This window comes from Burkholderia sp. MSh2, from assembly GCF_000731655.1.
Lineage (GTDB): Bacteria > Pseudomonadota > Gammaproteobacteria > Burkholderiales > Burkholderiaceae > Burkholderia > Burkholderia paludis.
On the sequence record NZ_JPGM01000044.1, the window covers coordinates 74884 to 85528 of the forward strand.

Annotated in this window: 9 protein-coding genes; 6 read left to right on the plus strand and 3 right to left on the minus strand. The window is 67.4% G+C overall.

Annotated elements, in window-relative coordinates:
* Window positions 1-8: 8 nt before the first annotated feature.
* Window positions 9-1031, minus strand: coding sequence for a terpene synthase family protein (locus tag GQ57_RS26275; RefSeq protein WP_034199434.1), 1023 nt, complete (start codon window positions 1029-1031; stop codon window positions 9-11).
* Window positions 1032-1454: 423 nt separating this feature from the next.
* Window positions 1455-3779, minus strand: coding sequence for a Tex family protein (locus GQ57_RS26280; RefSeq protein WP_034199433.1), 2325 nt, complete (start codon window positions 3777-3779; stop codon window positions 1455-1457).
* A gap of 160 nt (window positions 3780-3939) precedes the next feature.
* Here GQ57_RS26280 and GQ57_RS26285 point away from each other — a divergent pair, with 160 nt between their 5' ends.
* The 3 genes from GQ57_RS26285 to GQ57_RS26295 all read left to right on the plus strand — a co-directional run bounded on the left by GQ57_RS26285 (window position 3940) and on the right by GQ57_RS26295 (window position 7286).
* Entirely contained in the window at window positions 3940-4692 is a 753-nt protein-coding gene (locus GQ57_RS26285; RefSeq protein ID WP_034199432.1) for a hypothetical protein, read from the plus strand.
* Between the two features lie 76 nt (window positions 4693-4768).
* Window positions 4769-4984 carry a YdcH family protein gene (locus GQ57_RS26290; RefSeq protein WP_006478692.1) on the plus strand — a complete coding sequence of 72 codons (216 nt, stop codon included), beginning with the start codon at window positions 4769-4771 and terminating at the stop codon, window positions 4982-4984.
* A gap of 55 nt (window positions 4985-5039) precedes the next feature.
* The gene (locus GQ57_RS26295) at window positions 5040-7286 is read left to right on the plus strand and encodes an ATP-dependent DNA helicase (RefSeq protein ID WP_034199431.1); all 2247 of its coding nucleotides are present in this window, start codon (window positions 5040-5042) and stop codon (window positions 7284-7286) included.
* A 118-nt stretch (window positions 7287-7404) separates the two neighbouring features.
* On the opposite strand, the gene GQ57_RS26300 is transcribed toward GQ57_RS26295, so the two are convergent.
* Complete coding sequence (locus tag GQ57_RS26300) at window positions 7405-8229, minus strand: outer membrane protein assembly factor BamD (RefSeq protein ID WP_031402950.1); 825 nt, start codon at window positions 8227-8229, stop codon at window positions 7405-7407.
* 41 nt (window positions 8230-8270) lie between these two features.
* Here GQ57_RS26300 and GQ57_RS26305 point away from each other — a divergent pair, with 41 nt between their 5' ends.
* The 3 genes from GQ57_RS26305 to GQ57_RS44165 all read left to right on the plus strand — a co-directional run.
* Window positions 8271-9482: an RluA family pseudouridine synthase gene (locus GQ57_RS26305; RefSeq protein ID WP_034199430.1), complete on the plus strand. Its 1212-nt coding sequence runs from the start codon at window positions 8271-8273 to the stop codon at window positions 9480-9482.
* A 6-nt stretch (window positions 9483-9488) separates the two neighbouring features.
* Window positions 9489-10328, plus strand: a complete 840-nt coding sequence (gene pgeF, locus GQ57_RS26310) for a peptidoglycan editing factor PgeF (protein ID WP_034199442.1) — start codon at window positions 9489-9491, stop codon at window positions 10326-10328.
* A 224-nt stretch (window positions 10329-10552) separates the two neighbouring features.
* On the plus strand, window positions 10553-10645 hold a 93-nt coding region (locus tag GQ57_RS44165; RefSeq protein WP_152603355.1), incomplete at its 3' end, for a helix-turn-helix domain-containing protein.

Consider the following 10645-nt stretch of genomic DNA (forward strand, 5'->3'; position numbering starts at 1 on the left):
CGGGCGACTCAGTCGCGCGCCACGCTCCCCGACGGCGCGATCAGTCCTCGATCGTCCGCGTCGTCAGCGTACGCGGCCGCATAGCGCTGCGTATCCCGCGCGACCCAATCCAGATAACCGCGTATCCAGTACCGGCAGCCGTCGACGAGGCCGCGTACGCGCGTGTCGGCGTGTTGCGACAGCGCATCCGCGCAGCGCACGAATTCGCCGATCTCGTCGCGTACGCGAGCGGCCGTATAGTCGACGCCCTCCTGCAGCGTATGGCCCTCCAGCCTGCGGATCAGCACCATGTTGCGGAATTGCCCCGGCTGGCGCGCCTCGATACCGAGGCTCTGGATGTCGTTGCTCCAGCAGACGATATGGTTTGCATGCCGGCACAGCTCCTGCACGTCCGGGCGATGAAACGTATCGGGCGGCACCGCGCCGCAATTCGCGGTGTCCGCGAGTGCGAGGCACGGATTCATGCCGCTCGTGTGGCGCCGGATCGTTTCGTACTGCGGTATGCCGACCGATTCCGCGTGAATGTGATTGAGAATCTGCAGTCCGGCCGTGGTCGCCCACAGGCGCATGCCCTGGGCGAAGCGCGCGAAGTGCTCGGCCGACAGCCGGGCCCGCAGGCGCCGGCAGACGTCGAGCCATGCGCGCTCGCCATAGACCGGTTGCCGCGCCGTCTGGTCGTAGTCGAGTACGTCGACGATCGCGACGAGGTGGGTGAGCGTGCCGGGGCCGAGTGTCTCGACGCGGTCGATGAACAGGTCGTCGGTGAGGAAATACCAGACGAAATAGTCGGCGATCACCTGCAGCAGCGCGGGGTCGGCGTTCGGGTAGCAGCGTGCGGCGAGCCAGCCGTAGCGTGTCCGCATCACGCGCTTGCGGTACATGTCGTTGACGAGCAGGCCGTGGTCGTCGGCCCATTCGAGCATGCGCGTCTCGATCCGTTGCGCGTGCGGCGAACAGGCACCGGCCCACGGCACGTCGAAAACAGGGATACGCAATGCGGCGAGTTCGATTTTCAGGGCGTCCGTTTTCATGATTCCCCGATTGATCTTTCGTTATCGGCGCTCGAAATGCGGGTGGGCCGGTTTCAGGACGACGGCGGTCGGCAGTAAATCGCAAATAAGGAAACGGAAAGACTGGATGCCTGTGCGGTTCGATGGCGCGCAGGCAACCCGGGCGGTCCTTTACGGAACTGCAATGATGTGCAGGATTGCTGTCCGTATTCGAAACGCTTGGAAGGTCGCCCGAAAATTTATTTTATGTGCCGGTTTTAACGCGTCAAGAAAAGGAATGACGAAATCGCGATTATTCGCTTAGTCAATCGGAGTGACGGCGATTGACCCGCGGCACCGCCAACCCGGCGTCGAGCATGCGGCCGGCGCCGGGCGGAGGCGTCGCCGCAACGAAAAAGCCCGCCTTTCGGCGGGCTTTCCTGTCTGTCGGCGGCTTTCGCGTGCTCAGCGCTTCAGCTTCGCGAATGCCGCGGCCATCGCGCCGGCCGGCTCCGGCTCGCGCGTGCGCTGCGGGCGCGCGGCGCCGCGCCCCGCGTTGCCGCGATCCTGGCCGCCGCGCGACGAGAGGCCGGGCGCCGCGGCCTCGTCGTCGAGGCGCATCGTCAGCGCAATGCGCTGGCGCTTCACGTCGACGTCGAGCACCTTCACCTTGACGACCTGGCCGGCCTTCACGACTTCGTGCGGATCCTTGATGAATTTCGTCGACATCGCGGACACGTGCACGAGGCCATCCTGATGGACGCCGATGTCCACGAACGCACCGAACGCGGCCACGTTCGTCACGACGCCTTCGAGGGTCATGCCCGGCACGAGGTCCGATACCTTCTCGACGCCTTCGCGGAACGTCGCGGTCTTGAATTCGGGGCGCGGATCGCGACCCGGCTTCTCCAGTTCGGCGAGGATGTCGCGCACGGTCGGCAGGCCGAAACGTTCGTCGACAAATTCCGTCGGCGACAGGCCCGACAGCGCTTCGCGGTTGCCGAGCACGTCGTCGATGCGCTTGCTGATCCTCGCGAGCATCCGCTCGACGACCGGATAGGCTTCCGGGTGCACCGACGAGCGGTCGAGCGGATTCTCGCCGCCGTTGATGCGGAGGAAGCCGGCGGCCTGTTCGAAGGTCTTGTCGCCGAGGCGCGGCACCTTGCGCAGGTGTTCGCGCGACGGGAACGGGCCGTTCGCGTCGCGGTAGTCGACGATGTTGCGTGCGAGCGTCGCGTTCAGGCCCGACACGCGCGCGAGCAAGGCGGCCGATGCGGTGTTCGCGTCGACGCCGACCGCGTTCACGCAATCCTCGACGACGGCGTCGAGCGAGCGGGCGAGTTCGCGCTGGTTCACGTCGTGCTGGTACTGGCCGACGCCGATCGCCTTCGGCTCGATCTTCACGAGCTCGGCGAGCGGATCCTGCAGGCGGCGCGCGATCGACACGGCGCCGCGCAGCGACACGTCGAGTTCAGGGAATTCCTTCGCCGCGAGCTCGGACGCCGAGTAGACCGATGCGCCGGCTTCCGACACGACGATCTTCTGCAGGCGCAGCTCCGGATGCTTCGCGATCAGTTCGCTCGCGAGCTTGTCGGTTTCGCGCGATGCGGTGCCGTTGCCGATACTGATCAATTCGGCCTGCGTCTGCGCGGCGATGCGCGCGAGTTTCGCGATCGAGCCGTCCCAGTCGCGACGCGGCTCGTGCGGGTAGATCGTGTCGGTCGCGAGCACCTTGCCGGTGCGGTCGACAACCGCGACCTTCACGCCCGTGCGCAGGCCGGGATCGAGGCCGATCACGGCCTTCGGGCCGGCCGGCGCCGCCAGCAGCAGGTCGTTCAGGTTGCGCGCGAACACGCGGATCGCTTCCGTTTCGGCCGTTTCGCGCAATTGCGTGAGCAACTCGTTCTCGATGTGCGGCTGCACCTTCACGCGCCAGCACCAGCGGCAGACGTCGGACAGCCACTTGTCGGCCGGACGGTTCTGGTTCGCGATGCCGAAATGGCGCGCGATCATCGCCTCGCCCGGATGCGGCACCTGCGCGTCCAGTTCCTCGCCGAGGCCGAGCTTGATAGTCAGCACGCCCGCGTTGCGGCCGCGGAACAGTGCGAGCGCGCGGTGCGACGGCACGGTCTTGATCGTTTCCGCGTAGTCGTAATAGTCGCGGAATTTCTCGCCTTCCTCGTTTTCCTTGCCTTCGACGACGGCCGACGACACGACGCCTTGAGCGTGCAGGTAGTCGCGCAGCTTGCCGAGCAACTCGGCCGTCTCGCCGAACTGTTCGGACAGGATGTCGCGTGCGCCGTCGAGCGCGGCCTTCACGTCGGCGACGCCCTTGTCGGCGTCGACGTACGCGGCCGCCTCGGCCTGCGGATCGAGCAGCGGGTTCGCGAGCAGCGCCTGCGCGAGCGGCTCGAGGCCGGCTTCGCGGGCGATCTGCGCCCGCGTGCGGCGCTTCGGCTTGTACGGCAGATAAAGGTCTTCGAGCACCTGCTTGCTGTCGGCCGCGTCGATCGCGGCGCGCAGTTCGTCGGTCAGCTTGCCCTGTTCGTCGATGCTCGACAGGATCGTCGCGCGGCGGTCCTCGAGTTCGCGCAGATACAGGAGGCGTTCCTCGAGCTGGCGCAACTGCGTGTCGTCCAGGTTGCCGGTCACTTCCTTGCGGTACCGGGCAATGAACGGAACGGTCGAGCCTTCGTCGAGGAGTTGCACTGCCGCCGCGACCTGGCGCGGCTGGACGGACAGTTCGGTGGCGATGCGCTGTACGATCTTGAGTGCTACGGTTTCCGTCATGTCGTGGATGATCTGCCTGCTGAAATCGCGGCGCGGGCCGGCAGGCCCGGAGCGGCGGGCTGCGTGGCGGGCCCGACGGGCCAGATGCCGCGGGTGAGTGAAGCGGGGCATTTTGCCATAAATGGCGGAGCGTCCAGCCGGGGGTGATAGAATTTGACACATGTCCCGCAGCTTTCCTACGACGTTGCCAACTTCCCGCCTTTCTCTCGTCGCGCTCGGCGCAGCGCTCGCCGCCGCTTTGTCCACCGGGCCGTCCGACGCGTTCGCGCAGGCATCGGGCGCAGCCGTGCCGGGCGCCGTCTCAGCCGCGCCCGCGGCAGCCTCGGCTGCACCGGATTTTGATGCCCGTCAAAAAGTGCTCAATCAACGCTCCGCGGAAAACGATTATCGTTATGCGGTGGCCGAGCACGATTGCTACAGCAAGTTCTTCGTCAATCACTGTCTCGACAAGGCGCGCGACCAGATGCGCGACGAGCGGGCGAGCATCCGCCAGGAGCAGCTCGCGCTCAACGACGAGCAGCGGGCGATCCACGCCCAGCAGCGCGACCAGCAGCAGGCGCTGAAGCAGGCGCAGGATGCGGCGGATGCGCCGCAGCGCGCGGCGAACGAGGCGGCAAACGCGGCAGCGTTCCGCGACAAGCAGGAGCAGAATGCATTGAAGCAGGCGCAGCGCGGCGCGGAAGGGCCGCAGCGCGCAGCGAGCAAGCAGGCGTACGACCAGAAGCAGGCCGATTTCCAGCACAAGCTCGACGAGGCGCACCAGCAGGCGGCGCAGAAGGCGCAGGAGCGGGCGGACAACGCCACGCGCTACGAGCAGAAGCAGAAGGCGGCCGCGGAGCACAAGGCCGATGTCGAGCGGCGTCAGCAGGAAGCGGCCGAGAAGGCCAAGCAGCAGCAACAGCAGGGGCAGTAACGTGTTGGATTGATCGGGATCAGTCCCGGGCGCGTCGGCACGCCAGTCGTCGCGCTGCTTCGATGAGGAGGCAAATATGCAAAACCGTCACACGGAACAGCAGCAGGAATTGCACAACCGTTTGGCTGCATTGCAGGAGCAGCACCAGCAGCTCGCTCGGGAGATCGAGCTGAAGGAAGGACACTCCGACATCGACGACATCACGCTGCACCGGCTGAAGAAGGAAAAGCTGGCGGCCAAGGACAAAATCATTTTGCTGCAATCGCAGCTGGAACCGGATAAGCGCGCCTGAGCGCGGCCTGGCAAGCGCCGGCGCCGCCCGGGCGCTGGACACAGGAACGCTTGCCTTGAATTCACCGCTTGAAGCCACCCCCGATGCCCGGCGCGACGAATCGTCCGCCGGGCGCGTTCGTGCGCGCGAAGGCACCTTCGAGCTGAGCCGCAAGCGCGTCGACGAACTCGACACGATCTTCGGCGAAGGCGGATTGCTGGCGCGTGCGCTCGACGGCTATCGGCCGCGTACGTCGCAGATCGAGATGGCGCGTGCCGTCGCGTCCGCGATGGAGGCGTCCGCCCGCCGGATGCCCGAACCCGAGATCTTCGAAACCCGCAAGCGGCCGGCGCGACGCCTCGGCGACGGCGACAAGGCGGCCGAACCGGCGGCGGACGCCGCGGCGGCCGGGCCCGACGGCGATGCGGGCGACAACACGCTGATCGTCGAGGCCGGCACGGGTACCGGCAAGACCTATGCGTATCTCGTGCCCGCGATGCTGTGGGGCGGCAAGGTGATCGTGTCGACCGGCACGAAGCACCTGCAGGATCAGTTGTTCCAGCGCGACATTCCGACCGTGCGCAACGCGCTCGCGGTGCCGGTGTCGGTCGCGATGCTGAAGGGGCGCGCCAACTACCTGTGCCACTACTATCTGCAACGCACGGCCGACAACGGCCGGCTGCCGTCACGGCAGGACACCGCCTATCTGCAGGAAATCGTCCGCTTCGCGAAGATCACGAAGAGCGGCGACAAGGCCGAGCTCGCAAGCGTGCCGGAAACCGCGCCCGTGTGGTCGATGGTCACGTCGACGCGCGACAACTGTCTCGGCCAGGAATGCCCGCACTACAAGGACTGTTTCGTGATGCAGGCGCGGCGCGAGGCGCAGCAGGCCGACGTCGTCGTCGTCAACCATCACCTGTTCTTCGCGGACATCATGCTGCGCGACACCGGGATGGCCGAGCTGCTGCCGAACGCGAACACGGTCATCTTCGACGAAGCGCACCAGTTGCCGGAAACCGCGACGCTGTTCTTCGGCGAGACGCTGTCGACGACACAGATTCTCGAACTCGCGCGCGATACGGTGGCCGAAGGCCTGAGCCAAGCACGCGACGCGGTCGAGTGGGTCAAGCTCGGCGGCGATCTCGAGCGCGCGGCGCGCGACTTGCGCCTCGCGTTCGCGAACGACCAGATCGTCCGCATGTCGCTCGCGCAGCTCGGCGACGATCACCCGATGTTCGGCGCGCTCGATGCGCTCGAGGTGGCGCTGGATGCGCTGGCATCGGCGCTCGCGAGCCAGGCCGAACGGGCGGAATCGCTCGGCGCATGCCTGCGGCGCGCGCGTGAGCTGCAGGACCTGCTGGCCGGCTGGGTCGCGCCCGGCGCGGCGGATGCGGCCGCCAAGGCCGATGCGGCGGCGGCCGGCGACAAGGCCGCGACCGACGGCGACCCGAATGAAAAGGTGCGCTGGGTCGAGGTGTTCGCGCATACCGTGCAGCTGCACGAAACGCCGCTGTCGGTCGCGCCGATCTTCGCCAAGCAGCGGGCGGGCGTGCCGCGTGCGTGGGTGTTCACGTCGGCGACGTTGTCGGTGCGCGGCGATTTCACGCACTATGCCGCGCAGATGGGGCTCAGCTCGCGTCGCTCGATGACGCTCGCGAGCCCGTTCGACTACCAGTCGCAGGGGCTGCTGTACGTGCCGCGCAACCTGCCGCAACCGTCTTCGCCGGCGTTTACCGATGCCGTCTTCGAGGCGGCGCTGCCGGCGATCGAGGCGTCCGGCGGCGGCGTGTTCATGCTGTGCACGACGCTGCGCGCGGTCGACCGGATCGCATCGAAGCTGCGCGACGTGATCGAGTCGCGCGGCTGGAACACGCCGCTGCTCGTGCAGGGCGATGCGAGCCGCACCGAACTGCTCGATCGCTTCCGTGCATACGGGAATGCGATCCTGGTCGGCAGCCAGAGTTTCTGGGAAGGCGTCGACGTGCGCGGTGACGCGCTGTCGCTCGTCGTGATCGACAAGCTGCCGTTCGCGCCGCCGGACGATCCGGTGCTGGCCGCGCGGCTCGATGCGCTGACCAAGAAGGGGCTGAGCCCGTTCGCCGTGCACCAGTTGCCGCAGGCCGTGATCACGCTGAAGCAGGGCGCGGGCCGGTTGATCCGCGCGGAGACGGATCGCGGCGTGCTGATGATCTGCGACACGCGGCTGGTCGACAAGCCCTATGGGCGCCGGATCTGGCAGAGCCTGCCGCCGTTCAAGCGCACCCGCGAAATCGCGGTCGTCCAGGATTTCTTCGACGAGCACCGATCGGCAAAGCGCGGGTGACGGCGCGCGGCAATCGTCGCGCGATCGCACCGGCGCCGCCCGAATGCGGCGCCAACAAAAAACCCGGCTCGATGGCCGGGTTTTTCGTTCGTGCGGCGGGCGCCGCGCGGTTCTTGCGTCAGAACTGCCACCACGACTTCTTGGTGCCGGGGCGCGAGTGGCCCGTGACGTACGGGCTGTCCGGGAACGTACCCGCGAGCACGCGCTTCGTGTCCTCGGCGAGTTGCGGCTGGTTCAGCTTCCCGTACGACAGGATCATGATGTGCAGCGCGTCCTCGATCGCCGGTGCGCCCTTGTAATCCTTGATGGCCAGCTGCGCGCGGTTGATGGCCGCGACGTACGCGCCGCGCCGGTAATAGTAGTCGGCCGCGTGCACTTCGTGCGATGCGAGCGCGTTGACGATGTAGCGCATCCGTGCGGCGGCGTCGGGCGCATACTTGCTCTTCGGGAAGCGGTCGACGACGACCTTGAACGCATCGTACGATTCGCGCAGTGCCTGCGGATCGCGCTCGCTCATGTCCTGGCCGGAGAAGCGCCCGAACAGGCCGAGATCGTCGTTGAAGTGGATCATCCCCTTCAGGTAGTACGCGTACGGGATATCCGGATGATCCGGGTGGAGCTGGATGAAGCGATCGACGGCCTGGTCGGCGGCGGCCGCTTCGTTGTCCTTCCAGTTGCAGTACGCGACGTTGATCTGCGCCTGTTGCGCGAAGTGACCGAACGGATCGCGGCCTTGCAGCGATTCGAAGTATTTCGCGCACTTGCCCCAGTCGCCGCCGGACAGTGCGTCCTGGGCCTCTGAGTATAATTTGTTGTTCGACCAGGTAGCCGTCTCGTCCTGCTTCTGCGGCAAGCCGTGGCAGCCGGCGATGAGGGCCGCGGCCGCTACCGCCGCAGCCCGGGCGGCGACGGTTCTGGCCGTGCGTTTGGTCGAATTCATCATGCTCGCATGTCCTAGCTTCAAGTCTCGGTGACCCAGTCTAAATGACCCGTTCAAGTTCGCAGAATGCCCAGCCGGGCACACCAAATCGCGAAGATTATAGCCCAAGCGATCGGCCCGCCGACGCTGCGTCGGGGGATTCCCTCGATGATGATCTGACCGGCGACGCAATGCAGGCGCCCGTCGTGCCGTCCGCGGCCGGCGATGACGCGCCGCGCGTCGTCGAAGTGCCGCTGTCGCTCGCGGGCGAGCGCCTCGACAAGGCGCTCGCCCAGCTGTTCCCCGAATTCTCGCGCAGCCGCCTGCAAAGCTGGATCGAGGCGCAGCGCGTGCTCGTCGACGGCGCGCCGGCGAAGATCCGCCAGCCGGTGCCGCTCGGCGCGAAGATCGAGCTCGTGCCCGATCTGCTCCCCGAGCAGCTCGCGTTCACGCCGGAGCCGGTGCCGCTCGACGTGATCTACGAGGACGACGCGCTGGTCGTCATCAACAAGCCGGCCGGCCTCGTGGTGCATCCGGCCGCCGGCAACTGGAGCGGCACGATCCTCAACGGGCTCCTGCATCGCTACGGCGACGCGGCGGCCGGCCTGCCGCGCGCGGGGATCGTCCACCGGCTCGACAAGGAAACCTCCGGCCTGATGGTGGTGGCGCGCACGCTGGCCGCGCAGACGGATCTCGTGCGCCAGTTGCAGGCCCGCACGGTGAAGCGCCGTTATTTCGCGCTCGTGTGGGGCACGATGCCCGAGGAGGGCACGATCGACGCGCCGATCGGCCGCGATCCGCGCGAACGCACGCGCATGGCCGTCGTCACGGGCGCGTCGGGCAAGCCCGCGCGCACGCATTTCCGTACGGTTGACACATGCCTGTGGCAACGTCAGCCGGTTTCGGCGATCCAGTGCGACCTCGAAACCGGCCGCACGCACCAGATTCGGGTGCACTGCGCGCACGCCGGGCATCCGCTGCTCGGCGACCCCGTGTACGGGCGCGCGCGCGGCAAGCGCTCGGTCGCGCCGCTGCCGGACGGTTTCGCGCGGCAGGCGCTGCATGCATGGCGGCTCGGTCTCGTGCACCCCGTCACGGGCAAGGCGATGCAATGGCGCTGCCCGCTGCCGGACGACATGAATGCGCTCATCGCGGCACTCGGGTTCGGAGAAGGCGACGAGGAATTCGACGACGACGACGGTGTCTACGACGATGACGATTTCGGCGGCGAGTATCACGACGATGCGCCGTACCCGGACGACGATGAGGAGGAGTGAGTGCCGATGACGAACCTGACGCCGTTGGCGTGGCAGGACTGCGTGCAGCCCGACTGGCAGGTGTCGCCGCGCGTGCGCGCGCTGATCACGACGCGCGACGGCGGCGTGAGCGAAGGCCCGTACGGGCGCTGGCAGGATGGCGGGGCGCAGCCGGGCGGGATGAATCTCGGCCTGCATACCGGTGACGATCCCGCCCATGTCGCCGAGAATCGCGCGCGCCTGCTCGCGCTGACGGGCCAGTCGAACGCCGCCTGGCTCGACCAGGTGCACGGCGTGCGGATCGTGCGCGCGGACGAGGTGATCGCGGCGGCGCCCGCCGCCGCGGCGCCGGTGCAGGCCGATGCGAGCGTCACCGACCGGGCGGGCGCCGTCTGCGTCGTGATGGTCGCGGATTGCCTGCCCGTGCTGCTGTGCGACACGCAGGGGCGGGCGGTCGGCGCCGCGCATGCGGGCTGGCGCGGGCTCGCGGCCGGCATCGTCGAGCAGGCCGCGGCGCGTGTCGCGGCGCTCGCGGGCGGCGCGCCGGACGCGCTTCACGCGTACCTCGGGCCGGCGATCGGTCCGCAGGCGTTCGAGGTCGGCGCCGACGTGCGCGACGCGTTTCTCGACACGGCCCCGCAGTCGGAGCATGATGAAACCCGGCTTGCATTCGTCGCGATCGACGGCGCGCCGGGCAAGTTTCTCGCGGATCTCCCCGCGCTCGCGCGCCTGCGTCTCGCGCGTGCGGGCGTCGTGCGCGTGAGCGGCGGGACGGCCTGCACGGTCGCCGGGCAGGCGCGCTTCTATTCGTACCGGCGCGACCGCGTGACGGGCCGCATGGCGGCGGCGATCTGGCTGGCCGATTGACGAGATGATGCGCATGCGCGCGACGTTTTATTGCGTCGCAAAATCACCTTATCTCGATATTGAGGCGCGCATGCCGCGCGGCATGCGCGACTGAATGGAAAATCGCGAAGTCAAGTCAATCAAAATGTTTTATGTTTCGCCGGAACCCTTGTCCCGTCTGTTTCGCGAGGATTATATAGTCTCTAGCTTCAAGTGCAACGCCTTGAATCGAGTAAGGTGTTGCGATGAGGAAGTACAAGCATCTGAGCGCGGAAGAACGCGCGGTCATCATGATTGAACATCGAAACGGTAGCAGCACGAGAGCCATCGCACGACGG

What these genes read in the sequence shown, in the direction of transcription:
- GQ57_RS26275 (WP_034199434.1), bottom strand. Translation starts at nt 1,031, where the DNA reads ATGAAAACGGACGCCCTGAAAATCGAACTCGCCGCATTGCGTATCCCT.
- GQ57_RS26280 (WP_034199433.1), bottom strand. Translation starts at nt 3,779, where the DNA reads ATGACGGAAACCGTAGCACTCAAGATCGTACAGCGCATCGCCACCGAA.
- GQ57_RS26285 (WP_034199432.1), top strand. Translation starts at nt 3,940, where the DNA reads ATGTCCCGCAGCTTTCCTACGACGTTGCCAACTTCCCGCCTTTCTCTC.
- GQ57_RS26290 (WP_006478692.1), top strand. Translation starts at nt 4,769, where the DNA reads ATGCAAAACCGTCACACGGAACAGCAGCAGGAATTGCACAACCGTTTG.
- GQ57_RS26300 (WP_031402950.1), bottom strand. Translation starts at nt 8,229, where the DNA reads ATGATGAATTCGACCAAACGCACGGCCAGAACCGTCGCCGCCCGGGCT.
- GQ57_RS26305 (WP_034199430.1), top strand. Translation starts at nt 8,271, where the DNA reads ATGACCCGTTCAAGTTCGCAGAATGCCCAGCCGGGCACACCAAATCGC.
- pgeF (WP_034199442.1), top strand. Translation starts at nt 9,489, where the DNA reads ATGACGAACCTGACGCCGTTGGCGTGGCAGGACTGCGTGCAGCCCGAC.